We start from the raw sequence: 23,580 nt of genomic DNA, 5'->3' as shown, positions 1-23,580 counted from the left end.
TGCACCTCCCGGGGGGCTCCTGCCTCAGATGACGGAAGCGGACCGACCGAACATTGCGGTGACTCTGATCAACCTTTTGGTTTGTCTTGCTCAGCGGGCGGCTTTGCGGGCTGCCGCCAGTCTTAGCGGTTCCGTCGGCGCCACCGTCGGGCTCGCTGTCGGTTACGTCAACAACGGGCCGGCGACCGTCAACACGGGTGGCAGCGAGTCGCCCTGGATCGGCACCACCGTCACGCTGCCGAAGGGCGTCACCGCCGTCCGTGCTCCGGAGAACTGCTTCGACTCCGAGGACGACGCGTGGGAGCCGGGCAAGCCCGGCGCGCGGGTCTACCGGTGCTTCGTGGACGGCTCGATCAAGAAGGGCGAGAAGGCCGACTACGAGTTCCAGGTGCGGATCGACCAGGCCGGCGACCAGGCCGGCGAGGTCAGGCTGCGCACCGGGCACGAGGAGACCGAGATCAAGGACCTGAACCCGGCCAACGACGTCGCCAAGATCCTGGTGACCGCGACCGGCGGCAACGGCGGCGGTGACGGTGACGGCGGCTCGCTGCCGATCACCGGTCAGTCCACCGGGCTGATCGCCGGCCTCGGCGCGCTGCTGCTCGCCGCGGGCGTCGGCGGCTACCTGGTGGCCAAGCGTCGCCGGACCCGCTTCGTCGCCTGACCCACCCCGCACCACAGGTGCCCCGTCGACCACCACTGGTCGGCGGGGCACCGTCGTTGGACCCCACGGCGCGGGCGGGTGGTGACGGGCCGGTCCGGCGCGGGCGGGGCCCTGGGCTTCGGTACCCTTTGTGGCCGTGGACACAGCTGAGAAGACCCGCGCTCTCGTGGAGAGCGTCGCCCTGAACCCGCTCGATCCCAAGGATCTGTTGCAGACCTTCGGGCTGATCGGCGTGTGGGTGATCCTCTTCGCCGAGACCGGCCTGCTGGTGGGCTTCTTCTTCCCGGGTGACTCGCTGCTGTTCCTCGCCGGGGTCGCCTCGTCACCGGTGGCGGACGCGATCTTCGGCGACGGCACCCGCCTCTCCCTTGCCGGCCTGCTGATCGGTGGGCCGATCTGCGCGGTCGTCGGCGCACAGCTGGGGCACTGGCTCGGAGCGCGGTACGGCCGGCCGATGTTCGAACGGCCGAACTCCCGGCTCTTCAAGAAGGAGTACGTGGAGAAGGCCGAGTACTACTTCCAGAAGTTCGGCCCGGCGAAGGCCGTCGTGCTGGCGCGCTTCATTCCGATCGTCCGGACGTTCCTCAACCCGGTCGCGGGCGCGCTCGGGATGCCGGCCAGGAAGTTCCTGCTCTGGAACATCGTCGGCGCGGTCCTCTGGGTGGACGGCATCCTGCTGATCGGCTACCTGCTGGCCGAGCAGATCTACCAGGCCATCGGCGACAAGATCGACCACTACATCCTGCCGGTGGTGGCCCTGATCATTCTGATCTCGGTACTGCCGATCTTCTTCGAGTTCCTGCGTGACCGGCGGGCTCGCAAGCGCGGCGAGGCGGTCGCTGTGGTCGCGGCGGCCAGTGCCGCCGGTGCTGTGGAGGCGGCCCGCGAGGCGTTCGACCACGACGGGCACCAGCACGGTCGTCAGCGCCCGGAGCACGGTCAGGACCGTTGAGCGGTACGACGACGGCCGGCCCCCTGGCAAGGGGGTCGGCCGTCGGCATGTCGAACCCGGCCTCCGGTGGTGCGACCGGGGACGAGCAGGTGTCAACCACCGGTGGCGCCACCCCTGGCTCGCCACCGGACGCCGCCCCGGCTCGGGACGGCGTGTAGTGCCTACGTCAGCGGGCCTTCTTGGTGGCCCGCTTACGCGGCGGGGTCAGCAGGTCGGCGATCGTCGCGATCGCACTCGGGACCAGGCTGTAGTACGCCCAGACACCGCGCTTCTCCCGCTGCAACAAGCCAGCCTCGGTGAGGATACGCAGGTGATGACTGACCGTCGGCTGAGAGAGGCCGAGCGGCGCCGTCAGGTCACAGACGCACGCCTCGCCCTCGGGGGCCGACTGGATCAGGCTGAGCAGCCGCAACCGAGCAGGATCAGCAAGGGCCTTGAGGACCCCGGCGAGACGCTCGGCATCGGCACGTTCGATCGGCTCGCCGTTTAGCGGCGAGATCTGAGGCATAGTCATTTCGGCCAACGCAGTTCCCACGTATTCCATCCTTCCACCAGCAGCATCGATCCGCCTGCATATCAGCAGATCCGAATCGGCAGACTTTTACGCCACAAGGCCGAGGTCAGCCAACGTATAGGCCGCCCGGTACGGCAATCCGGCGGCTCGCACCGCGTCGCCGGCGCCTCGATCAACAATAACCACCACGCCCACGACTTCCGCCCCGGCCTCGCGAAGCGCCTCGACAGCTGTCAAAACACTTCCGCCCGTCGTGGATGTGTCCTCCACCGCCAACACTCGACGGCCAGCCACCTCCGGTCCCTCGATCCGCCGCTGAAGACCGTGGGCCTTGCCCGCCTTGCGCACCACAAAGGCGTCCAGGGCCCGGCCGGTCGGAGCGGCGGCGTGCAGCATCGAGAGCGCGACAGGGTCCGCGCCCAGGGTGAGGCCCCCAACGGCGTCGAACTCCCAGTCGGCGGTGAGGTCCAGCAACACCCGGCCGACCAGAGGAGCGGCCCGGTGATGGAGCGTGACGCGCCGCAGATCCACGTACCAGTCTGCCTCGCGCCCCGACGAGAGCACGACCCGGCCGTGGACCACAGCCAGGTCGGTAATGAATTTACGCAGGTCGTCGTGGTCCCCCATGGCGATAGAGGTTACTGCGCAACTCTGAACGCCGTGTGCGGGGTCCACCCTGATCAGCCCCGAGGGGAACCGATGACTGGCGATGTTCGACTACGCTCAGCAACTGGCCCGACAGCGGCGCGCCAACGTCGTCCCACCACGTGATCGGTGTCGGCGGGCGGGTCGAAGCTCAGCGCTCGTCGCGACCGATCCGGCCGCGGGTGTCCCGCGCGACCGCCTGGAGCAGTCGCCGCGGTGCGTGTCGCATGCCGGCGACGACCACCTTGTACTTCCACGCCGGGATGCTGACCATCTTGCCTTTGCGCAGGTCACGCAGGGCTTCGTCCACCACATCCTCGGCCCGCAGCCACAGCCACTCCGGCGTCTTGGACATGTTGATGCCAGCCCGCTGATGGAATTCGGTGCGGGTGTAGCCGGGGCAGAGGGCCATCACCTGGACGCCGAACGGCCGCGTCGACTGCCCGACGGACTCACTGAAGTTGGTGACCCACGCCTTGCTGGCGGAGTACGTCGATCCGGGCATCGCCGTACCGAACCCGGCGACCGAAGAGACATTTATCACTGCCCCATTTCGCCGTTCAGTCATCGGACGGAGCGCCGCCAGGGTCAGCCGCATGACCGCGTGCACGTTGAGTCGCAACAGTCGCGCCTCGTCCTCCGCCGTGGAGCGCAGGAACGGTTTGTTCAGGCTGATCCCCGCATTGTTGACCAGCAGGTGCACCGGACTGCCCTCGGCGAGCCGCTGCTCCACGGTGGCGCAGCCGTCGTCGGTGGACAGATCCGCCGAGATCGTCTCCACCTCGTGTCCGTGCGTGGAACCCAGCTCGGTGGCCAGCTCGGCCAGCCGCGCCGCGTCGCGGGCAACAAGCACCAGGTGCCAGCCGTCGGCGGCCAACCGCCGCGTGAACGCCGCGCCGATGCCGGCGGTGGCCCCGGTGATCAGGGCCCGGCGCTCGGCAGTCGTGGGGTCGAGCGTCACGGAGTGGTCCTCACCTGGGCGGGTACGGGGGCGTGTGCGGCGCCGACGGGGGCTGGTGCGGGGCGGGCGGGAACATGGGCGGGGCGGTTGGCGCAGTCGAGCGGTGGCGGCCGAACCACCTGTTCGCCGCCGGCAGCACCAGCAACGTAGCTACTACAAGGTAACCGAGCGCCTGTGCGACGGAAAGCCCGGCGTTGAGCGGGATCCACCAGGACGGGTACGCGTCGCCGATCAGACCCAGCAACTCGGCGAGAGCGTGCTCGTCGGCGCCCAGTTGCAGTGGCGCGGCCCGTTCGCCGACCACCACCGCCACGCTGCAACAGCCGGCGAGCAAACCGAGCCCGCTGACCACCCAAGTCGCCACCCGGACACCGTTGCGACCGGCCAACAGACCGAGGGCCAGGCCGGCGAGCAGCGGCGCGGAGAGCACCGCTACCACCGCCGACAGCACCGCGGACGCGCGGAGCAGAGTCACCACGTCGTCGATCTGCTCCGGGCTCGCCGAGGTGTCGCGGGCGGCGGAGCGGAACGCGTCGACAGTCCCGCCCAGCACCACAAGGTCGACCACGGCGTACGCCAGCGCGGCGACAGCCATCACCAACAGCACGGTCACGGCCGACAGGACGGCGGCGGGCCGGCGGGCCGGTGCCGATTCCGGGTACGACACGACGAATCCCTCCGGTAGGCGTCGGGTTGCAACCTACTCGGAGGGATCGTCGGCGTCGTGCTTATCGAGCCGTCAGCTCGTCGACGGCGGGGTTGACCCGGGCCGATCCGTGGGCGGCGTGTCGTCCGGCCGGTTCGCTGCCGGTGGCGGCGGGTAGCTCGGCTCCCCACTCGACGGATAACCCGGCTCACCCGATGCCTGCGGGTAGCCCGGCTGACCGGGCGCCTGCGGACCCGGGTAGCTGGCGCCCGGGGTCGGCGGCTCCCAGCCCGCTGTGGGCTTGCGGAAGAACGGGTTGGCCTTCGGCAACGCCAGCAGGACCAGCGCCGCGATCAGCGCGATCAGGCTGAGCACGCCGAGCACGAGGCTGACCGGGGTGACCCAGGAGGGCAGGGCCTCGTCCAGGCGGCGCTGGATCTCCTCGGGGCTCGGCCCGTCGCCGGTGGTCCCGCCACCGGTGTTGAACCCGCCGGCCGCGTTGCTGAGCAGGCCGCCGCCCACGCAGCAGACCATGATGCCGCCGACGATCCAGGTGGTGATCCGGGCGCCGTTGCGGCCCTGGTTGTTGAACAGGGCCAGCACGCCCAGCACGACCGCGAGCAGCAGCAGGACGATGCTCCCGCCGATGCCGACGACGGCGAAGACGTCGGCCACCTGGTCACCATCGGTGGCGCTGTCCGCGTACGCCGCACGGACCGCGTCCCGCGTCGTGCCGAAGGTGCTGAGCGTGACGATCAGACTGATCACCTGGAGTGCCAGGAACAGGAAAAGCAGGTAACTGGAAATCGACACAATGGATGGCCGCTGACGGGCCGGCGTGCTCTGGGAATCGACCACGATTCTCCTTCCCTAAGATCGCGCCCACACCGTATCGACAACCGGCCAGTTCGGCATGCCGTGACGAGCCCGGCGCGTCCGCCCGGTCCGGCTCAGCGGGCCTCAGGCACGGGGCGGGCGGATCGTCAGGTCGGCGCTGTCGAGCAGCTTGCCGCGCGCGACCCGCCAGCCCTCTTCGCCGTACGCCTCGAAGGAGAGCCGCGCGGCGCCACCGGACTGGTAGTCGTGGTAGCGCATCGTCCCGGTCGACGGCAACTCGGTCTCGCCGGTGGCGGTGTAACGCGCCTGCCCGGTCTCGGCCCAGGTGTAGCGCCGCCCGCCGAGCTCGATGGTCGGGGCGCCCGGGGTGACTGTGGCGCCTGGTTCGGCGGTCCAGAACACCAGCTCAAGTTCGGGGCCGTTCTCCACGGAGAGCCGGTGGCGGGTGCCGGAGTCGTCGTCGATGAGGTGCTGCACCCAACTCCAGTCGCCCTCGACGAGGCGGATCGTGGCAATCACCGCGTACTCCCGCTCGCGGATCCGCACGCGGTCACCAGGGGTCAGTCGGAGCGGGCCGCCGCGTGGTGGCTCCGCCGGCTGGCCGTCGGGCCGGCCCGTCGGCCGTCGGCGGGCCCGCACGACGACCACTACCACCGCGAGTACGGCAACAGCCGCCACCAGGCACGTCACCAGCGCTTCCATGCGACCACCTCCCCAGGTACGTCGGCGCAGACGGTAACAACCCTCGGCACCAGGAAGGCCCTTGCTGTGGCCGACAGCTCAGCTAGCGAAGGTGGTCGGGCAGGTCGTCCGGAGGGGCCGCCGGCGGTCCGGTCGGCCCTGGTGAGGTGCCCGGCGCTCCCGGCGTCAGGTGCGCGGCCGGGTCGGGGCAGATCAGGTAGCCGGGTGGGAGCGGCTGGTTCGGCGGCAGGAAGCCCGGCACGAGCGGAGCTGTCGGGTATCCGTAACCGGTAGGGGCGTAGGCGGGGACTGGCATCACCCAGGCCGGGCCGGGCAACGTCTCGTTCGCGGTGCGCGGCACGAACCAGCGGTTCGCCGGCGGCAGGGCCAGTAGCAGGACCACTGTTGCGGAGAGGGCCAGAACGGTGAGCACACCCAGCCCGGCCGCGGGGAAGAACAGGTCGTCCCAGGGATCGGTGCCGGAGTAGAGCGTGTCGAAGAACGTCGAGGTCTCCCACTCGTCCCAGTCCGGTGACGGCTCGTCGCCGATGTCCGGCATGGTCAGCGCCGGCACGAGAAACCCTCCGGAACAGCACTGCGCGAAGCAGACCAGCAACTGCCCGCCACTGGCCACGAAGACCAGGACCCGTGCGACGTTGACGCCCCGCCGGACCGGGACGGCGGTGGCCGCCAGCCAGACCGCGAGCAACACCGCCGGCACGCCGAGGACCAGCGTCATCGCGATGTTGCCCTGCCGCTCGCCAGCCACCTCGTCCGGGTCGGCGTCCGGCACCAGCCGTACCGCGCGGTCGATCTGGCCGTCGAAGTGCACCGCCTCGGCCACCGTCAGCGCGGCCAGGCCGAGCAGCACCAGCACCACTGCCAGTTGCAGCCAGAAGGCGACGGTCACGGTGATCGGGCGGGGCGGACGCGGCGCGGTGGCGGGCGGGCTCATGGCTCGCAACGTACGGCGCGTCGTCCGCGACCGGCAGCACCAATCGGGCAGCACCGACCGGCGAATGGATCATGCTGCGGCGAGCCGCCGACTGGCGTACGTGCCAAGGGTTTCCCGGTCCATCACGCAGCCGACGAAGGTGGTGAACTCGCTCGGATCGTCCCGCAGCGACGTCCAGGCCGCTCGAGCCGCCTCCGGGTCGACCCGCTCCAGCAGCGTGGCCGCGTACGCCCGGCCGGCGGGTGTGCCGTCGGCCAGCACCCTGTCGAGCTGACGGCGTACCTCCTCGGGGTGGTCGCTGAGGGCGGCCTCGACCCGGTGGTACGCCTCGGTCACCGGCAACAGCGTGCCCGCGATCCCCACCCCACCAAAGGCGAGCGTGTCAGCCGCCACCAACTCGTCGACGGCGGCACCCAATTCGCGCTCCCAAGCCTTCCGCATCCCAAACATGCCTCCACCCTTTCCCCGTCCGCCCCCACTCCACCCTGTTAATCATGAGGTTTGCGCCATGAGCGGACACTTTCCTGACACAGCCGCCTTGTTCAGGTGCCAGGCGGTGGGGTCAGTAGCCGCGCCACTCCGCGCGGGCGTAGTCGAGGACCCTCGGTTGGAGGAGGGTGCTGGGGGGCACGTTCAGACGGGCGCGGTCGGCGGGAAAGGCCGCCGCCGCCCGCAGCACGCCCGGGTCGAGGAAACGCAGCCGGGGCGCGTCGGCCGGCAGTTCCAGCACCGGCGGGACTGTTCCCGCCGCGGCGAGCAGGAACCCCCAGTCGCCGAAGGACGGCACGTCGACGTGGTACGGCACTGTGGCGAAGCCGGCTTCCCGCACCGACGCATCGATCGACCAGTAGGAGCGGGGCGCGAAGTACGGCGAGCCGGACTGCACCACCAGCCGTCCCTGCTCGGCGAGCACCGACCTGATCAGCGCGTAGAACTCGACGGTGTAGAGCTTGGCGGTGGCCGTCTCGTCCGGGTCGGGCAGGTCGGCGACCACCACGTCGAAGCGCTCGGCGGCGGTACGCAGCCAACCGAACGCGTCAGTGTTCAGCACCCGTACGCGGGGGTCGTCGAGCGAGCCGCCGTTGAGCGTTCGCAGCTGCGGCACGGTGCGGGCCAGCGCCACCACCGCCGGGTCGAGGTCGACAACTGTCACCCGGCGGACGTCCGGGTACCGCAGGATCTCCCGGACGGCGAGGCCGTCGCCGGCACCGAGAACCAGTACGTCGCCGCGCCTGCCGCGCATCGCCGGATGCACCAGCGCCTCGTGGTAGCGGTACTCGTCGACAGAGCTGAACTGGAGATCACCGTTGAGGAACAACCGCAGGTCGGTGTCGGCGTGGCCGACCTCCCGCACCGACCGGGTCAGCACGATCTCCTGGTAACGGGAGCGTTCGGCGTACACCACGGGGTCCCGGTAGAGCTGCTGCCGGGCGGTCACCTCGAAGTCGGCGGCGGTCACCCAGGCGTACCCCAGGCAGAGCGCGACCACTACAGAGCCGGCGCCGAGGACGAGCCGGGCGCGGCGGCTCAGCTCCCTCCGGAACACCGTGCAGACCAGGGCGAGGCCGGCCACCGCATTCACCGCGCCGACCACCAGGGCACCCTTGAGCTGGCCGAAGACGGGGATCAACAGGAACGGGAAGGCGAGCCCGCCGAGCAGCGCGCCGACGTAGTCGGCGGCGAACAGGTCGGCCACCGCACTGCCGGCGGCCTGCTCGCGGATGCGCTGCAGCATCACCATCAGCAGCGGAATCTCCGCACCGATCAGCAGTCCCAGCACGAAGGCGGTTCCGACCAGCGCCGGGCCGTACAGGTCGAGCCAGGCGAAGGCGGCGTAGAGGCCGAGTACGGACAGACCACCGAGCAGGGCCAGGGTCAGTTCGATCACCGCGAACGCTGCGGCGGCCCGGGGCTGCAACGGCTTCGCGACCAGCGCGCCGACCCCCATCGCGAAGACCATCACGCCGAGCACGATCGATGCCTGCCCGACCGTGTCGCCGATCAGGTAGCTGCCGAGCGCGACCAGGGCCAGCTCGTAGACCAGCCCGCAGGCGGCGCACACGAAGACAGCGACCAGCACCGCCGCGCGGGCCAGCCGCCAGTGCGGCCGGGCCTCGGTGCCGCCGTCGACCACCGGAAGCGCCCCGGTGCTCATGACTTCCCCGGGTACGGCCGGCCGGCACCGCCCGGTCGCGGTCCCCCGGTCATCAGAGGATCGCGGCGGCGATGATCGCGCCGGTGGCCAGGTGCACCACGGCCGACACCCACACGGCGGGGTGCGGCTCCGGGTCGACCAGCAGCTCGCCGAGCCGGCCCGGGGTCACCGCGTCGAGCAGCAGGAACGCCGCGGCCATGACGACCAGGCCGACGATCCCGTACGCCGCCGCGCCGACCAGCCCCAGGGCGAAGTCGTCGTCGCTGGCGACGATCGCCGCGACCACTATGGTGCCGACGCCGAGCAGGTTGGACGCGAGCAGCAGCGCCGCGTTGCGGTTGCGCCCGGTCCAGATCAGTTCGTGCAGCTTGCCGGGAGTGGTCAGGTCGACCAACGCGTAGCCGACGCCCATGAGGACGACGCCGACCGCGCCGAAGGCGAGGGTGGCCAGCAGATCGGTGACGAGGTTCTGCACGGAGGGCTCCAGGTGAAGGGGGGAGGCGTCGGGCTACTTGCCGGCGCCGGGGCCGCCGCCCCGAACGCTGCTGCCGCGTCCCCAGCCCCAGTACGACCCGACGGTCGAGTGGTAACGGGGGTGAGCGGTGTCCATGTCCTCGAGCAGGATCACCGAGCCGGTGGCGATCGGCAGGATCACCACCGAGTCGTCGTCGTAGCGCAGGTAGACGCCGCTGCCGTCGGCGTACCGGTCGGACGGCTTCCACGCGTCGGTCAGTTCCTTGGCGACAGTGGTCGGTGACTTGGACGAGGTGTACGCAATCGCTTCCCGACCGATGTCCCGGCTGGCCGCTCGCGAGTACCTGTCCTGCACGTAGGCGCGCGCGGAGAAGGTGCCGTTGACGAGGGCGAAGGTCGCGACCAGCACGCCGACCACGGCCGCCGCCGCGCCCACCACGAACCAGCGTCGGTACGTCATCGCAGTGCCACCACCGTCTCGGTCAGGACCAGCTCATTGCTCTGGGGGTACGCGTGCCAGGTCCGCCAGCCGACCGACCGGTGCGGCAGGTCGGTGCGCACGGCCAGCGCGGTGACCGCGTCCGGGTCACCGGGAAAGACTCCGACCAGGGCGTACGGGTCGTCGGCCAGGTCGGCGCGGAGCCCGACGATCCGGGTGTGCAACTCACCGTCGGCGGGGCGCAGCACGCTGGCGGTGAAGTGGTAGCCGCCCGCCTCGTCGTCCAGGGCGCCGGGCAGGTGCGGCGGCCGACCAGGCAGGCAGGCAACCGTCTCGGTGAGTCCGGCCGCACCTCCGGGTTCGGCCAGCACGACCTGGTGGGACGCGCCGAGCAGGCGCAGCCGTATCCGGACGTCCCCGGGCAGCGTGAGGTCGCGGACGTGCAGCGCGGGCCGCTCCGGGCCGCCAAGTGCCAGGCTCAAGTCGGCGGCGCAGGTGTCGACGTATGGGGCGTGGAGGCTCACCAACACGTCAGCTGGCCTCCGGCCCGGCCTGCGGGTACACCATCACATCGGCGCGGTGCAACTGCTCGCCCCGGGCGACCTCCCAGCCGGCCTGGCCGTACGCCTCGAAGGAAAGCCGTTCGCCGCCCTGGGCCCGGTAGTCGTGGTATCGAAGGGTGCCGCTGGGGTCGAGGCCGGTGCTGCCGGTGGCCGTGAAGCGGGCCTGACCGGACTCCTCCAAGGCGTAGCGGCGGCCGGCAAAGTCGAGGGTGGACGCGCCCGGGGTGATCGTGGCGGCCGGCTCGGCGGTCCAGAGCACCAACTCCAGGTCCGGGTCCTCCTCCACGGAGAGCCAGCGCTTGTCGCCATCGACGGTGTCCAGCAGGTGCTCGGCCCAGCTCCAACTGCCCTCATTCAGATGCACCGAGCCCCGGACCGCGTACGACACCCGGCGGATCTCGACGATGTCGCCGGGCTTGAGCCTGCGCGGGTCGCCGCGGAGCGCGTCGCTGTCGGTGTCCCGGAACGGGTCTGCGGGTGCCGCCGGCCGGGCGGCCTTACGGCCCTTGCGCAGCGCCACCACCGCCACCACTACCCCGGCGACACCGATCAGACACCCCAGCGTCGTCACCAGGTACGCCACGGGACCGTTCATGCCGACCACCTCCCCAAGTGCGTCGGCGGGAACGGTAACAACCCCGCGCACCTGGAGAAACTCATCATCGCCTGGTGATACGGCGGCTACGGAGCGTCCCGGTGGGACGCCGTCGGGGGCGGAGAGACGGGTCGGGCCGACCCCGCCGGCGAGGCGGGATCGGCCCGGGTGCGACGGATCAGGCGGAGGTGACGGCCAACCCTTCCTTCGCGTCGGCCAGGTCGACCTTGACGGTGTCGCCGTCCCGGATCGTTCCGGAGAGCAGTGCCTTGGCCAGTTGGTCTCCGATTGCCGTCTGGACCAGGCGACGGAGCGGTCGCGCGCCGTAGATCGGGTCGTAGCCGTGCTCGGCCAGCCAGTCCCGGGCGGCATCGGTGATCGCCAGACCCAGCCGGCGATCGGCCAACCGCCGCCGCATCCGGTTCAACTGGATGTCGACGATGGAGCGCAGGTCGTCCCCACGCAGCGAGGCGAAGACCACGATGTCGTCCAGCCGGTTGAGGAACTCCGGCTTGAAGTGCGACCGGACCACCGCCAGCACTCCCTCCCGGCGCTGCTCATCGGCGAGCGTCAGGTCGCTGATCACCGACGACCCGAGGTTGGACGTGAGGATCAGGATCGCGTTACGGAAGTCCACGGTGCGGCCCTGGCCATCGGTGAGCCGGCCGTCGTCGAGCACCTGGAGCAGCACGTCGAAGACGTCCGGGTGAGCCTTCTCCACCTCGTCAAGCAGCACCACCGAGTACGGCCGTCGGCGCACCGCCTCGGTGAGCTGACCACCCTCGTTGTAACCGACGTAGCCGGGCGGGGCACCGACCAGGCGAGCGACCGAGTGCTTCTCGCCGTACTCACTCATGTCGATGCGGACCATGGCCCGCTCGTCGTCGAAGAGGAACTCGGCGAGGGCCTTGGCCAGCTCGGTCTTGCCGACGCCGGTGGGGCCGAGGAACAGGAAGCTGCCGGTCGGGCGATCCGGGTCGGCGATGCCGGCCCGGGCACGGCGTACCGCGTCGGAGACCGCGCCCACCGCCTCGATCTGGCCGACCACCCGGCCGCCCAGCGACTCCTCCATCCGCAGCAGCTTGGCCGTCTCACCCTCCAGCAGGCGGCCGGCGGGGATGCCGGTCCAGGAGGCGACCACCGCGGCGATGTCGTCCGCGCCGACCTCCTCCTTCAGCATCGCGCCGTCGGCCTGGAGCTGGGCCAGCTCCTCCTCGGCCTGCTTCAGCTCGACCTTCAGGGCGGGGATCCGGCCGTAGCGCAGCTCGGCGGCGCGTTCCAGCTCGCCGTCCCGCTCGGCCCGCTCGGCCTCACCGCCGAGGCGTTCCAGCTCCTCCTTGGCTGTGGAGAGCTTGGTGATGTGGCTCTTCTCCGTCTGCCAGCGCTCGGAGAGCACTGTGAGCTGCTCGCGCTTGTCGGCCAACTCCTTGCGGAGTCGTTCCAGCCGCTCGGCCGAGGCGGCGTCCGGCTCCTTGGCCAGCGCCATCTCCTCGATCTCCAACCGGCGGACCGCCCGCTCGATCTCGTCCACCTCGACCGGACGGGAGTCGATCTCCATCCGGAGCCGGGACGCGGACTCGTCGACGAGGTCGATCGCCTTGTCCGGCAGGAACCGGTCGGTGATGTACCGGTCGGACAGCGTCGCGGCGGCCACCAGCGCGGCGTCGGTGATCCGTACGCCGTGGTGCACCTCGTAGCGCTCCTTGAGCCCACGCAGGATGCCGATGGTGTCCTCGATGGTCGGCTCACCGACCAGCACCGGCTGGAAACGGCGCTCCAGCGCCGGGTCCTTCTCGATGTGCTCGCGGTACTCGTCAAGCGTGGTGGCGCCCACCATCCGCAGCTCACCACGGGCCAGCATCGGCTTGAGCATGTTGCCGGCGTCCATCGAGCCCTCGCCCTTGCCGGCGCCGACGACCGTGTGCAGCTCGTCGAGGAACGTGATGACCTGCCCGTTGGAGTTCTTGATCTCCTCCAGGACGGACTTCAGCCGCTCCTCGAACTGGCCGCGGTACTGCGCGCCGGCGACCATCGCGCCGAGGTCCAGCGAGATCAGCTTCTTGTCGCGCAGGGACTCGGGCACGTCGCCGGTGACGATCCGCTGGGCCAGGCCCTCGACGATCGCGGTCTTGCCGACACCGGGCTCGCCGATCAGCACCGGGTTGTTCTTGGTACGCCGGGAGAGCACCTGGATGACCCGACGGATCTCGGAGTCCCGGCCGATGACCGGGTCGATCTTGCCGTCCCGGGCGCTGGCGGTGAGGTCGACGCCGTACTTGGTCAGGGCCTGGTAGGTCTGCTCGGGGTCGGCGGTGGTGACCCGGCGGTCCCCGCCGCGGACGGTCGGGAAGGCGGCGACCAGTGCCTCCTCGGTGGCGCCGGCGGTCTTCAGCGCGCCGGACACCGCTCCGCCCACCCGGGCCAGGCCGGCGAGCAGGTGCTCGGTGGAGGTGTACTCGTCGCCCAGCGGCCGGGCGATCTGCTCGGCGGCGCCGATGGCGTTGACGAACTCCCGGGCCAACGTCGGCTCGGCGATGCTGGAGCCGCGCGCGGCCGGCAGGTTGTCGACAGCGCGCTGGGCGGCCTGGCGCAGCTCGGTCGGGTCGGCCCCGACGGCGCGCAGCAGGCCGGTGGCGGTCGAGCCGTCGGTGTCCAGGAGTGACAGGAGCAGGTGCCAGGGCTCCACTGTGGCGTGACCACGCTGGTTGGCCAGCGCGACAGCGCCCGTGATGGTTTCGCGGCTCTTTGTGGTGAGTCTTTCGGTGTTCATGGGCTCCCCCGGATCGGCGTTGTCCACTGGATTGGACACAACCAGAGTTGAGCGTATTCCGCTCAACCTTAGCGCGTGACGCCCATCACTCCCGGCGCCGCCACCGCCAGTCGAACTCGCCGGCCGCCGGAGGCGGGCCGGGCAGCGGGTCCGCGCCCGACGCCGACGACAGACCGGCCAGCAGGACCGCGAGCTGCCGGCGGCGCAGTTGGCGGGTCCGCTCCGGATCGGGTACGCGGACCGCCGCGCACGCCTCCAACAACAACCCCAGGTCGTGTACGACAGCGTCGGGGCGCAGCCGCCCACTGGCGTGGGCCCGGTCGACCAGGGCGGTGGCCAACTCACCGGCGCGCATCGCGTCCCGGCCCATCTCCTCGGTCGGAGTGAAGGTGCCGGCCAGGTGGACGGTGAGCGAGTGCACGTCGGCATCGACCACCCGGGCCAGGAAACCGGTGAACGCGGCCCAGTCGTCCGGCTCGTCGAGGGCGGCCTCAGCCTCCGCGACGTACCGGCGCAGCCCGTCGTGGCAGAGCTGGCGCAGCAGGTCCTCCTTGCCCGCGTAGCGCCGGTAGAGCGCGCTGATGCCGACGCCCGCGCGGTCCGCGACGGCGGCGATCGGGGCCTTCGGGTCGTCGAGGAAGACCGCGCGGGCGGCTTCGAGGATGACCTCGTCGTTGCGGGCGGCCTGGGCGCGGCGACCGCCCAACATCTTGCCGGAAGTCGTTGACATGCCCTCAGCCTACCAGTGGAACGGATCGTTCCGCTCTGCTATGGTGATTGCAGAACGAAACATTCCGTTCCGAAGGGGTTCCCTCATGAGCGACACCGCAATCCGCCCGTTCCGCGTCGAGATCCCGCAGACCGCCCTCGACGACCTGGCCGCCCGGCTGGCCCGCACCAACTGGCCCGCCGACCTGCCCGCGACGGGCGACTCGTACGGGATGAGCAGCGACCGGGTACGCACCCTCGTCGACCACTGGCAGGGCAAGTTCGACTGGCGGGCCGTCGAGACCCGGCTGAACGCCCACCCGCAGTTCGTCACCGAGATCGACGGCGAGCAGATCCACTTCCTGCACGTCCGGTCGTCCCGGCCGGACGCCACCGCGCTGGTGCTCACCCACGGCTGGCCCGGGTCGGTGCTGGAATACCTCGACGTGATCGCCCCGCTCACCGAGCCGACCGACCCGGACGCGCCGGCGTTCCACGTGGTCATCCCGTCGCTGCCGGGCTACGGCTTCTCCGGCCCCACCCGCAGCGCCGGCTGGAACCGGTTCCGCATCGCCCGCGCCTGGGCCGAGCTGATGAACCGCCTGGGGTACGACAGCTACGGCGCGATCGGCAACGACGCCGGCTCGATGATCGCGCCGGAGTTGGGCCGAGTCGATCCGGAGCGGGTGCTCGGCGTACACGTCACCCAACTCTTCTCGTTCCCCTCCGGCGACCCGGCCGAGTTCGCCGGGCTCTCCGAGACGGACCAGGCGGCGCTCGGGCACCTCCAGTGGTTCTACGAGAACAAGTTCTCCTTCAACCAGGTGCACAGTCAGCAGCCGCAGACCCTGGCGTTCGGCCTGGTCGACTCGCCGGTGGGGCTGCTCGCCTGGAACGCCCAACTCTTCGACGAGAGCCTGGACGCCGACTTCATCCTGGCCAACGTGGCGCTCTACTGGTTCACCGGCACTGCCGCCTCGGCGATCCGGCTCTACTGGGAGGACGCGCACGCTGGCGAGGCGCCGACCGAGCCGACCACCGCTCCGACCGCGCTGGCCATGTTCCCCGGCGACTTCCAGTCCATCCGCCGCTTCGCCGACCGCGACCACGCGAACATCGTCCGGTGGACGGCGTACGAGACCGACGTTGACGGCCGGGGCGAGGTCGGCGGCCACTACGCGGCCCACCAGGCCACCGGGGTGCTGGTCGCCGACATCCGCGAGTTCTTCGCCAGCCTCCGCTGACCGTAGGCGTGCCCAGGTGCCCGCGCCCGCTCTGCCGGCGCGGGCACCAACGCGTCCCAGCCCCGGCCCTCGGCCCGTCCGGCCCTCGGCGCGTCCGGCGCGGTTGATCGACTCGGCTTTCAGGAAGTCGGGGCATCCCGCCACGTCGGATACCGCGGTTTCAATGAAGTCGAGTGGACCATGGTCGCTGCGGTACGCCGGGGGCGCCGTCCGTCCAAGATCTGCGCTCTGTTCACGAAGCGGTAGCCTTGGAGAGTGCGAGTACGTGTCGAGCAGACCGCCCTACCCGGGATCGGGGTACGTCACGATCTGGTGACGGAGTCCGGACGCCGCCTGGGCGTCGTTTCCCACCGCAATGGCCGCCGTGATCTCGTTCTCTACGATCCCGACGACCCCGACGCCTGCCAGTCGGACATTCCGCTGACCGACGACGAGGCTGAGGCTCTGGCCGACATCCTCGGCGCGTCGCTGATGCTCGGCCAGCTCTCCGGGCTCCGCGAGCAGGCCGCCGGTCTGCTCACCGAGCAGATCGCCATCACGGCCGGTTCCCCGTACGTCAACCGGAAGCTCGGCGACACCAAGGCGCGTACCCGCACCAGCGCCTCCATCGTGGCTGTACTGCGTGAAGGCGAAGTGATCGTCTCGCCACTCCCCTCCTTCCGCTTCGCGGCCGGCGATGTGGTGGTCGTTGTCGGGACCCGTAGAGGTCTCGACGGCGTGTCCGCCATCCTCGCCGACAGTGACCCGGACGGCTGAGGCGGATGCACGATTCCACCACTCTGCTCGTCGAAGTCGGCGCGCTGCTGTTGCTGCTTGGCGTCCTCGGTCGGTTGAGCCGCCGGGTAGGCCTGTCGCCCATCCCCCTCTACCTGCTCGCCGGGCTGGCGTTCGGGCACGGTGGGCTACTTCCGCTCGCCGCCAGCGAGGAGTTCTTCGCTGTGGGCGCCGAGATCGGCGTCATCCTGCTGCTGGTGATGCTCGGCCTGGAGTACTCGGCCAACGAACTGGTCGGCAACCTCCGGTCGGCGGCCCCGGCCGGGCTGATCGACGGCGTGTTCAACGCGCTGCCCGGTGCGGCCTTCGCCCTGCTGCTCGGCTGGGACTGGGTCGCCGCCCTGGTGCTCGGCGGCATCACCTGGGTCTCCTCCTCCGGCGTGATCGCCAAGGTCCTCGCCGACCTGGGACGACTGGGTAACCGGGAAACCCCGGTGATCCTGTCGGTCCTCGTGATCGAGGACCTGGCGATGGCGCTCTACCTGCCGCTGGTCACCGCCGTGCTGGCCGGTACCGGCCTGCTCGGTGGCGGCATCGCACTCGCCGTCGCGGTGGGCACGGTGCTGCTCGTGCTGGTCGTCGCCATCCGGTACGGCCACCTCATCTCCTCCGCCCTGTCGGCGAAGGACCCGGAGGCGTTGCTGCTCGGCGTACTCGGTCTGACCCTGCTGATCGCCGGGCTCGCGGCGAAGCTCCAGGTGTCGGCGGCGGTCGGCGCGTTCCTTGTCGGCATCGCGCTCTCCGGCCCGGTGGCACACCACGCGACCGAGTTGCTCTCACCGCTGCGGGACCTGTTCGCGGCGGTGTTCTTCGTCTTCTTCGGCCTGGTCACCGACCCACGGGACATCCCGCCGGTGTTGCTGCCGGCGCTCGCGTTGGCAGTGGTCACCATGGCGACGAAGACGCTCACCGGCTACCTCGCCGCCCGCCGGGTCGGTATCGCCGAACCCGGTCGATGGCGGGCCGGCCTGGCACTCGTACCCCGAGGTGAGTTCTCCATCGTCATCGCCGGGCTGGCGGTGGCCGCCGGGAGCGTCGAGCCGCGGCTGGCAGCGCTGGCCGCGACGTACGTCCTGATCACCGTGGTGACCGGGCCGATCCTGGCTCGGCTTCCCGACTTCCCGTGGTTCAAGCGGTGGCTGCGCAACCGCGCGGCGGCCCAGCGGCGGGAGCAGACCCCGGTCGTCGACTCAGTGGGCTGAACTCCACCGGTCGCGGTCCCAATCCCCGGGACAGCTACCGGGAGGGGCGAAAGGCCACTCCAGCCCCATGACGAACTCGGCGTCGGCACCCGCTGACACCGCCTAACGTGGATCGTCATGGGAGCATGATCGGCTGCGCCGTCGATGCAATTGACCCACCCGTGCCAACGGTTGCGGAATTGCTCCTCGCGGGTACTACCGCAGCACCCGACGGCGGGTTACCGTTTCGCCCCAGCAGCCAGGGTCCGCAGGCAGCGTTGCCAAACGCGGGCGAGAGCGGAAGGTTGGCCGGTGAGCGTGCAGGAGTCGACGTTCCACGGCTTCGCCAACCCCGTCGATCCGACTCCGGCGGAGTTGCGAGCTTGGGCGTACAAGCCCGATTCGGTCCCGTTGGCCTCGATGCCACCCGACTGGGACCTGCTGGTCTCCGGCGACCGGCTGGTGTTGACGCTCTTCGAGTTGGCGATGGATCCAACCTGCCCGGCCCGGCGTTTTGCGTTGCACTGCCTCTACATCTACGCGGCCGACGGCATCCGGACGAACTTCCGCGCCCACCCCAAGCGCCGCTTCCGCAAGCTCGTCGAGCAGGCCGAGCGGGACGGCGACGAGCTGATGAAGATCTGGGCGCACAACGGCCGGGTGCTGTTGGCCCGACCGGACCTCTTCGTTTACCGGGACTGGTGCGAGGGCGGCCTGGTCCGCGAAAACCGCCGCCTCGGCTGATTCGCCGGATTCGCCGACCAGCGGCGGCGGGTAAAGGGCGACTAAGCCCCTTTGGAGCTGATGTCGCAAACGATTCACACCCGCGAGTCCCGATCAGTCGGCACAACGAGGCGGTTCGGGGCCAGAGCCGCCGCGCGATGTCGTAGACGATTCAGCTCCAAAGGGCCTGCGAGTCGATTGCCGGCCTCCGCGGGCGGCAAGGAACCAAGCCGCGTCCCGGCCCGCAGGCAACCCGACGTCCCGGCCCGCCCCGATTACGACGAACGGGCCGGGACCCCCCGTGGGTCCCGGCCCGCACGTCGGTCACCGGTTATTCCTGCTTGCGTTCCGTCTCGGCTCGGGCCGGTTCGTCGGCGTGGTCGCCGTCTTCGGCGAACCGGCCGGCGATGATCCGGTCCCGGTAGGTCCCCTCGGTCACCTTGTCGAACTTCTTGCGGACCGTCTCGGCCAGGTCCTCCAACCGGTCCTCGGTCTGCTGGGCCACCTTCTTCGCCGGTTCCGCCATCGCTCCCCCTCGCCATGCCGGTAGGTCCGGATTAAGCCGATTGGACCCTTATCGACAGGCTAACCGAAGCGGCCCGGACCGCGCCGGGAATCCAGCGCGGTCCGGGCCGAGAAGACAGGTCCGGGTGAGCAGCAGGTCAGCGATCGGGGGTCCGGCGGGGGCGCCACACCACCAGGGCCGTGGAGGTGCGGTTGGTCGGCACCAGATCCCGGCCCGGGAAGCGGGCCAGCGACTCCAGCTCCGCCACCCGGCGGTACGCGGCGTCCAGCTCCGCCTCCAACCGGGCCACCCGCTGCTGCGCCTGCTCCAGCAGCCGCTCCAGCCCGATGATCCGCTTGACGCCGGCCAGGTTGATCCCGTCGTCCTGGCTGAGCCGCTGCACCTCGCGCAGCAGCACCACGTCGCGGACGCTGTAGCGACGCCCGCCACCAGCGGCTCGGCCGGGCTGCACCAGCCCCAGTCGGTCGTACTGGCGCAGGGTCTGCGGGTGCATCCCCGCCATCCGTGCCGCTACCGAGATCATCAGCACCTTGGCCTCGTAGGCAGGGTCGCCCGAACCGAGGAACTCGCCCGACATCCCGCTCACCTCCGCGTCCATTCCACCGGACTAACTGACTCGACGCACCCGTGCGTCGAGATGTTCCCGGGCCGCCGGCGGGGTCTGCTCGGCGAACGACTCCAGCGCCGTGCGGGCCTCGTCCGACAAGCGGGCCGGCACCACCACGTCCAGCGTGACCAGCAGGTCACCGGCCTGCCCGTCGCGGCGGACCACACCCTTGCCGCGGGCCCGCAGCACCCGCCCGCTCGGCGTCCCCGGCGGCACCCGCAGGGTCATCGCACCGTCGAGCGTGGGCACCCGCAGGTCCGTGCCGAGCACGGCCTCCGCGAAGGTGACCGGCACGGTCAGCGTCAGGTCGTCCCCGGTACGCCCAAACAGCTCGTCCGGCCGAACCTTGACGTGCACGAAGAGGTCGCCGGCCGGGCCACCGCGCTCGCCCGGCTCGCCCCGCCCGGCCAGCCGGATGCGTTGACCGTCGGCCACGCCGGCCGGGAAGCGCACGTTCATGGTGCGGGTCTTTGTGACACCGCCGCTGCCGTGGCACTCCGGGCACTTCTCCTCGACCACTGTGCCGACGCCCTGGCAGTTGCGGCACGGCTCGGAGAAGCTGAACGACCCCTGGTTGCGGGTGGTCACGCCGGCACCATGACAGACCGGACAGGTACGCGGCTGGGTGCCGGGCTTGGCCCCGTTGCCGTGGCAGGTGTCGCAGACGCCCGGCGCGCGCAGCGTCAGGGGCAGCGTCACTCCGCGCACCGCGTCGCCGAAGTCCAGCGCCACCTCGGTCTCCACGTCCCGACCACGGGCCGGACCGCGCGGTGCGGCCTGCCCACCGGCCTGACCGCCGCTGAAGATCGAGCTGAACAGGTCCTGGAAGCCGGCGCCGCCGAAGCGACGATCGCCGCCTCCGCCGCCACCGAACATGTCGGAGACGTCGAACGGCACGCCGCCCGGCTGACCCTCACCCCGGGCGTTGCGCCGGAACGCGCCCGAGCCGAAGAGCGACCGCATCTCGTCGTACTCGCGACGGCGGCCGCTGTCCGACAGCACGTTGTACGCCTCGGACGCGGCCTTGAACCGCTCCTCGGCCTTCGGGTCGCCCGGGTTGTGGTCCGGATGCGACTCCCGGGCCACCTTGCGGTACGCCTTCTTGATGTCATCAGCGGAGGCGGCCTTGTCCACGCCGAGCACGGCGTAGAAGTCCTTCTCGATCCAGTCCTTCGAACTCACCGGTCCACCTCCTTCCGACCCTGGTGGCCCGGCCGTCCCGCCCACCGCTGAACGGTGGACGGGACGGCCCGGTCACTGCCTGGCACTATTCCGGATCCGCGACCGCGACCAGCGCGGGGCGCAGCAGCCGCTCACCGAGTTGGTAGCCGCGTCGCATGACCTGTACGCAGGTCGGCTCGCTGACGTCGGCCGAGGTCTGGTGCGCTACCGCCTCGTGCCGGGTCGGGTCGAACGGGTCGCCCTGCTCGCCGAAGGCGTTCAGGCCGAACTTGCCCAGCGCGGTGGTGAGCTGTTCGGCCACAGTGCCGAACGGCCCGACCAGGTCGCCGTGTTCCCGGGCCCGGTCCAGGTCGTCCAGGATCGGCAGCAGCGCGGCCAGCACCGAGCCGGTCGCCTGCTCCTGCACGAGGCTGCGGTCACGGTCGACCCGCTTGCGGTAGTTGGCGTACTCCGCCGACACCCGCTGCAGGTCCCTGGTCCGCTCGTCCAGCTCGGCCCGGAGCGCCTCCAGCTCGGCACCGAGCGAGGTGCCCGCGCCGCCGCCGTCCACCGGCTGCGCCGGGGCGTCCACCACCGGCGGACCGGACGGCTCCGGCCCGTCGGTGGAGTTGACCTCGACCTCGATCTCGTCGACCACCACCTCGGCGTCCTCGACCAGACCCTCGGCCGGCACACCGGTCTCCGCGTCGGCGGCGGTCCCCTCCGGCTCGGCGGTGTCGACGAGCTTGCGCTTGTTGCGGATGACGACCCGCTCCCCGTCGCCGGTCGGCTCCGTGGTCGCGGAGCCACCCGGCGTCGACCCGGTGTCGCCCGGGTCGGCGGCTCGTGGCTTCTGCGTCATGCGGCTACCTCATCCCCTTCGCGGTGGAAACGTGTCGGAGGCCGACGGTCACTTCTTACCGTCCTCGTCAACGATTTCCGCGTCGACGACGTCGTCGGCGCCGCCGGCCTGCGCGCCGGTCGCACCGGTCGCGCCGGTCGCGCCGGTCGCACCCGGACCGGGCTCGCCACCCGGCTGCTGACCCTGCTCGGCCTGCTGCGAGTAGAGCAGCGAACCGGCCTGCTGGGAGACCTGCGCCAGCTTCTCGTGCGCCGACTTGATCTTCTCGATGTCCTGACCGCCGAGGGCGCCACGCAGCTCGCCGAGCGCCTCGTTGAGCTGCTCGCGGTTCTCACCGGGCAGCTTGTCGCCGCTCTCGGCGAGGAACTTCTCGGTCTGCCACTGGAGCGCCTCGGCCACGTTGCGGGTCTCGGCGTCGTCGCGGCGGCGCTTGTCCTCCTCCGCGTGCTCCTCGGCGTCCCGGCGCATCCGCTCGATGTCGTCCTTCGGCAGCGAGGAGCCGCCGGTGATCGTCATCTTCTGTTCCTTGCCGGTGCCCAGGTCCTTGGCGTGCACGTTGACGATGCCGTTGGCGTCGATGTCGAAGGCGACCTCGATCTGCGGCACGCCGCGCGGCGCCGGCGGGAGGCCGGTCAGCTCGAAGGTGCCGAGCTTCTTGTTGTACGCCGCGATCTCCCGCTCACCCTGGAACACCTGGATCAGCACCGACGGCTGGTTGTCGTCAGCCGTGGTGAAGACCTCGGAACGCTTGGTCGGGATGGTGGTGTTGCGCTCGATCAGCTTGGTGAAGATGCCGCCCTTGGTCTCGATGCCCAGGCTCAGCGGGGTCACGTCGAGCAGCAGGACGTCCTTGACCTCACCCTTGAGCACACCGGCCTGGAGGGCGGCGCCGACGGCGACGACCTCGTCCGGGTTGACGCCCTTGTTGGGGTCGCGGCCGGTGAGCTGCTTGACCAGGTCGGTCACGGCGGGCATCCGGGTCGAACCGCCGACCAGGATGACGTGCTCGACGTCGGAGATCTTGATCCCGGCGTCCTTCACGGCCTGCTCGAACGGGCCCTTGCAACGGTCCAGCAGGTCCTGCGTCATCCGCTGGAACTCGGCGCGGCTGAGCGTCACGTCCAGGTGCAGCGGGCCGGCCGCGCCAGCCGTGATGTACGGCAGGTTGATGTTGGTGGTGGTGGCGGCGGACAGCTCGATCTTGGCCTTCTCGGCCGCCTCGCGGAGCCGCTGGAGGGCCATCTTGTCCTGGGAGAGGTCGATGCCGTGCTCACCACGGAAGGTCTTGACCAGGTGGTCGATGATCCGCTGGTCCCAGTCGTCGCCACCGAGCTGGTTGTCACCGCTCGTCGACTTGACCTCGACGACGCCCTCGGCCAGCTCCAGCAGCGACACGTCGAAGGTGCCGCCACCGAGGTCGAAGACCAGGACGGTCTGCTCCTTGGAGCCCTTGTCCAGCCCGTACGCCAGGGCGGCGGCGGTCGGCTCGTTGACGATCCGCAGCACGTTGAAGCCGGCGATCTCACCGGCCTCCTTGGTGGCCTGGCGCTGGCTGTCGTTGAAGTAGGCCGGGACGGTGATCACCGCGTCGGTGATCTGCTCGCCCAGGTACGCCTCGGCGTCCCGCTTGAGCTTCATCAGCGTCCGGGCCGAGATCTCCTGCGGGGTGTACTTCTTGCCGTCGATGTCGACGGACCAGTTCGTGCCGACCTCCCGCTTGACCGACCGGATCGTCCGGTCCGGGTTGGTCACTGCCTGGCGCTTGGCGACCTCACCGACGAGCACCTCGCCGTTGCGGGCGAACGCGACGATCGAAGGAGTCGTCCGCGACCCCTCAGCGTTGGCGATGACGGTGGGCTCACCGCCCTCGAGAACGCTGACGCAGGAGTTCGTCGTGCCGAGGTCGATACCGACCGCACGTGCCATCTTCGCTTCCTCGCTTC

The 23,580-nt window shown here is 70.6% G+C and carries 26 protein-coding genes; 6 read left to right on the top strand and 20 right to left on the bottom strand.

Annotated features, from left to right (window positions below; all coding sequences use genetic code 11):
- The first annotated feature begins 28 nt into the window (after positions 1-28).
- Positions 29-664, top strand: a complete 636-nt coding sequence (locus AB0K35_RS10845) for an LPXTG cell wall anchor domain-containing protein (RefSeq protein ID WP_363884902.1) — start codon at positions 29-31, stop codon at positions 662-664.
- Between the two features lie 130 nt (positions 665-794).
- The gene (locus tag AB0K35_RS10840; protein ID WP_238672732.1) at positions 795-1,616 is read left to right on the top strand and encodes a DedA family protein; all 822 of its coding nucleotides are present in this window, start codon (positions 795-797) and stop codon (positions 1,614-1,616) included.
- Between the two features lie 166 nt (positions 1,617-1,782).
- On the opposite strand, the gene AB0K35_RS10835 is transcribed toward AB0K35_RS10840, so the two are convergent.
- The 15 genes from AB0K35_RS10835 to AB0K35_RS10765 form a co-directional block, all read right to left on the bottom strand.
- Positions 1,783-2,160 carry a metalloregulator ArsR/SmtB family transcription factor gene (locus AB0K35_RS10835; RefSeq protein WP_030332125.1) on the bottom strand — a complete coding sequence of 126 codons (378 nt, stop codon included), beginning with the start codon at positions 2,158-2,160 and terminating at the stop codon, positions 1,783-1,785.
- 57 nt (positions 2,161-2,217) lie between these two features.
- Positions 2,218-2,757 (bottom strand): orotate phosphoribosyltransferase, encoded by a 540-nt coding sequence (gene pyrE / locus AB0K35_RS10830; protein WP_112586136.1) that lies wholly within the window; start codon positions 2,755-2,757, stop codon positions 2,218-2,220.
- Positions 2,758-2,926: 169 nt separating this feature from the next.
- On the bottom strand, positions 2,927-3,736 hold the full coding sequence (locus tag AB0K35_RS10825) for an SDR family oxidoreductase (protein WP_238672731.1): 810 nt from the start codon (positions 3,734-3,736) through the stop codon (positions 2,927-2,929).
- Positions 3,737-3,746: 10 nt separating this feature from the next.
- Entirely contained in the window at positions 3,747-4,403 is a 657-nt protein-coding gene (locus AB0K35_RS10820) for a hypothetical protein (protein ID WP_363884899.1), read from the bottom strand.
- A gap of 72 nt (positions 4,404-4,475) precedes the next feature.
- Positions 4,476-5,240: a hypothetical protein gene (locus AB0K35_RS10815; protein WP_238672729.1), complete on the bottom strand. Its 765-nt coding sequence runs from the start codon at positions 5,238-5,240 to the stop codon at positions 4,476-4,478.
- Positions 5,241-5,342: 102 nt separating this feature from the next.
- Positions 5,343-5,921 (bottom strand): DUF4178 domain-containing protein, encoded by a 579-nt coding sequence (locus AB0K35_RS10810; protein ID WP_238672728.1) that lies wholly within the window; start codon positions 5,919-5,921, stop codon positions 5,343-5,345.
- Positions 5,922-6,003: 82 nt separating this feature from the next.
- Positions 6,004-6,855, bottom strand: coding sequence for a hypothetical protein (locus AB0K35_RS10805; RefSeq protein ID WP_363884897.1), 852 nt, complete (start codon positions 6,853-6,855; stop codon positions 6,004-6,006).
- A gap of 69 nt (positions 6,856-6,924) precedes the next feature.
- Positions 6,925-7,296, bottom strand: a complete 372-nt coding sequence (locus tag AB0K35_RS10800; protein WP_238685262.1) for a hypothetical protein — start codon at positions 7,294-7,296, stop codon at positions 6,925-6,927.
- Positions 7,297-7,417: 121 nt separating this feature from the next.
- Complete coding sequence (locus AB0K35_RS10795) at positions 7,418-9,010, bottom strand: polyamine aminopropyltransferase (protein WP_363884895.1); 1,593 nt, start codon at positions 9,008-9,010, stop codon at positions 7,418-7,420.
- Positions 9,011-9,062: 52 nt separating this feature from the next.
- Positions 9,063-9,485, bottom strand: coding sequence for a DUF350 domain-containing protein (locus AB0K35_RS10790; RefSeq protein WP_363884893.1), 423 nt, complete (start codon positions 9,483-9,485; stop codon positions 9,063-9,065).
- A gap of 33 nt (positions 9,486-9,518) precedes the next feature.
- Positions 9,519-9,944 (bottom strand): DUF4247 domain-containing protein, encoded by a 426-nt coding sequence (locus AB0K35_RS10785; protein WP_238672724.1) that lies wholly within the window; start codon positions 9,942-9,944, stop codon positions 9,519-9,521.
- Positions 9,941-10,453 carry a DUF2617 family protein gene (locus tag AB0K35_RS10780; protein WP_363884891.1) on the bottom strand — a complete coding sequence of 171 codons (513 nt, stop codon included), beginning with the start codon at positions 10,451-10,453 and terminating at the stop codon, positions 9,941-9,943. Before AB0K35_RS10780 ends, AB0K35_RS10785 begins: the two co-directional genes overlap by 4 nt.
- A 1-nt stretch (position 10,454) precedes the next feature.
- The gene (locus AB0K35_RS10775; protein ID WP_238672722.1) at positions 10,455-11,081 is read right to left on the bottom strand and encodes a DUF4178 domain-containing protein; all 627 of its coding nucleotides are present in this window, start codon (positions 11,079-11,081) and stop codon (positions 10,455-10,457) included.
- Positions 11,082-11,259: 178 nt separating this feature from the next.
- Complete coding sequence (clpB, locus tag AB0K35_RS10770; RefSeq protein ID WP_238672721.1) at positions 11,260-13,851, bottom strand: ATP-dependent chaperone ClpB; 2,592 nt, start codon at positions 13,849-13,851, stop codon at positions 11,260-11,262.
- A gap of 85 nt (positions 13,852-13,936) precedes the next feature.
- Positions 13,937-14,581 (bottom strand): helix-turn-helix domain-containing protein, encoded by a 645-nt coding sequence (locus AB0K35_RS10765; RefSeq protein WP_363884889.1) that lies wholly within the window; start codon positions 14,579-14,581, stop codon positions 13,937-13,939.
- A gap of 85 nt (positions 14,582-14,666) precedes the next feature.
- Here AB0K35_RS10765 and AB0K35_RS10760 point away from each other — a divergent pair, with 85 nt between their 5' ends.
- The 4 genes from AB0K35_RS10760 to AB0K35_RS10745 all read left to right on the top strand — a co-directional run bounded on the left by AB0K35_RS10760 (position 14,667) and on the right by AB0K35_RS10745 (position 18,502).
- The gene (locus AB0K35_RS10760; RefSeq protein WP_363884887.1) at positions 14,667-15,803 is read left to right on the top strand and encodes an epoxide hydrolase; all 1,137 of its coding nucleotides are present in this window, start codon (positions 14,667-14,669) and stop codon (positions 15,801-15,803) included.
- Between the two features lie 255 nt (positions 15,804-16,058).
- Complete coding sequence (locus AB0K35_RS10755) at positions 16,059-16,559, top strand: TrkA C-terminal domain-containing protein (protein WP_030332098.1); 501 nt, start codon at positions 16,059-16,061, stop codon at positions 16,557-16,559.
- 5 nt (positions 16,560-16,564) lie between these two features.
- Entirely contained in the window at positions 16,565-17,779 is a 1,215-nt protein-coding gene (locus AB0K35_RS10750; RefSeq protein WP_238669753.1) for a cation:proton antiporter, read from the top strand.
- A 291-nt stretch (positions 17,780-18,070) separates the two neighbouring features.
- Positions 18,071-18,502, top strand: a complete 432-nt coding sequence (locus AB0K35_RS10745; RefSeq protein ID WP_030332093.1) for a hypothetical protein — start codon at positions 18,071-18,073, stop codon at positions 18,500-18,502.
- Between the two features lie 310 nt (positions 18,503-18,812).
- Here the strand turns inward: AB0K35_RS10745 and AB0K35_RS10740 are convergent, their stop codons facing one another.
- From AB0K35_RS10740 to dnaK, 5 genes are all read right to left on the bottom strand, one after another.
- Positions 18,813-19,007 carry a hypothetical protein gene (locus tag AB0K35_RS10740; protein ID WP_238669752.1) on the bottom strand — a complete coding sequence of 65 codons (195 nt, stop codon included), beginning with the start codon at positions 19,005-19,007 and terminating at the stop codon, positions 18,813-18,815.
- A gap of 136 nt (positions 19,008-19,143) precedes the next feature.
- Positions 19,144-19,584, bottom strand: a complete 441-nt coding sequence (locus AB0K35_RS10735; protein WP_030332087.1) for a helix-turn-helix transcriptional regulator — start codon at positions 19,582-19,584, stop codon at positions 19,144-19,146.
- Between the two features lie 30 nt (positions 19,585-19,614).
- Positions 19,615-20,796, bottom strand: a complete 1,182-nt coding sequence (dnaJ, locus tag AB0K35_RS10730; RefSeq protein ID WP_238669751.1) for a molecular chaperone DnaJ — start codon at positions 20,794-20,796, stop codon at positions 19,615-19,617.
- Positions 20,797-20,881: 85 nt separating this feature from the next.
- Entirely contained in the window at positions 20,882-21,637 is a 756-nt protein-coding gene (grpE, locus tag AB0K35_RS10725; RefSeq protein ID WP_238669750.1) for a nucleotide exchange factor GrpE, read from the bottom strand.
- 48 nt (positions 21,638-21,685) lie between these two features.
- Positions 21,686-23,563: a molecular chaperone DnaK gene (gene dnaK, locus AB0K35_RS10720; RefSeq protein WP_112621243.1), complete on the bottom strand. Its 1,878-nt coding sequence runs from the start codon at positions 23,561-23,563 to the stop codon at positions 21,686-21,688.
- Positions 23,564-23,580: the final 17 nt, after the last annotated feature.

The organism is Micromonospora sp. NPDC053740 (assembly GCF_040677775.1).
GTDB classification, from domain to species: domain Bacteria; phylum Actinomycetota; class Actinomycetes; order Mycobacteriales; family Micromonosporaceae; genus Micromonospora; species Micromonospora alfalfae.
The sequence above is the reverse complement of the archived record's forward strand: the minus strand, read 5'-3'. Positions and strand labels throughout refer to the sequence as shown.

Excerpts from the sequence above, each read along its gene's own strand:
- AB0K35_RS10740 (WP_238669752.1), bottom strand. The coding sequence starts at position 19,007 with ATGGCGGAACCGGCGAAGAAGGTGGCCCAGCAGACCGAGGACCGGTTG.
- AB0K35_RS10845 (WP_363884902.1), top strand. The coding sequence starts at position 29 with ATGACGGAAGCGGACCGACCGAACATTGCGGTGACTCTGATCAACCTT.
- AB0K35_RS10810 (WP_238672728.1), bottom strand. The coding sequence starts at position 5,921 with ATGGAAGCGCTGGTGACGTGCCTGGTGGCGGCTGTTGCCGTACTCGCG.
- dnaK (WP_112621243.1), bottom strand. The coding sequence starts at position 23,563 with ATGGCACGTGCGGTCGGTATCGACCTCGGCACGACGAACTCCTGCGTC.
- AB0K35_RS10750 (WP_238669753.1), top strand. The coding sequence starts at position 16,565 with ATGCACGATTCCACCACTCTGCTCGTCGAAGTCGGCGCGCTGCTGTTG.
- pyrE (WP_112586136.1), bottom strand. The coding sequence starts at position 2,757 with ATGGGGGACCACGACGACCTGCGTAAATTCATTACCGACCTGGCTGTG.
- AB0K35_RS10785 (WP_238672724.1), bottom strand. The coding sequence starts at position 9,944 with ATGACGTACCGACGCTGGTTCGTGGTGGGCGCGGCGGCGGCCGTGGTC.
- AB0K35_RS10775 (WP_238672722.1), bottom strand. The coding sequence starts at position 11,081 with ATGAACGGTCCCGTGGCGTACCTGGTGACGACGCTGGGGTGTCTGATC.
- AB0K35_RS10800 (WP_238685262.1), bottom strand. The coding sequence starts at position 7,296 with ATGCGGAAGGCTTGGGAGCGCGAATTGGGTGCCGCCGTCGACGAGTTG.
- AB0K35_RS10765 (WP_363884889.1), bottom strand. The coding sequence starts at position 14,581 with ATGTCAACGACTTCCGGCAAGATGTTGGGCGGTCGCCGCGCCCAGGCC.
- AB0K35_RS10760 (WP_363884887.1), top strand. The coding sequence starts at position 14,667 with ATGAGCGACACCGCAATCCGCCCGTTCCGCGTCGAGATCCCGCAGACC.
- AB0K35_RS10835 (WP_030332125.1), bottom strand. The coding sequence starts at position 2,160 with ATGGAATACGTGGGAACTGCGTTGGCCGAAATGACTATGCCTCAGATC.
- grpE (WP_238669750.1), bottom strand. The coding sequence starts at position 21,637 with ATGACGCAGAAGCCACGAGCCGCCGACCCGGGCGACACCGGGTCGACG.
- AB0K35_RS10805 (WP_363884897.1), bottom strand. The coding sequence starts at position 6,855 with ATGAGCCCGCCCGCCACCGCGCCGCGTCCGCCCCGCCCGATCACCGTG.
- AB0K35_RS10795 (WP_363884895.1), bottom strand. The coding sequence starts at position 9,010 with ATGAGCACCGGGGCGCTTCCGGTGGTCGACGGCGGCACCGAGGCCCGG.
- AB0K35_RS10735 (WP_030332087.1), bottom strand. The coding sequence starts at position 19,584 with ATGTCGGGCGAGTTCCTCGGTTCGGGCGACCCTGCCTACGAGGCCAAG.
- clpB (WP_238672721.1), bottom strand. The coding sequence starts at position 13,851 with ATGAACACCGAAAGACTCACCACAAAGAGCCGCGAAACCATCACGGGC.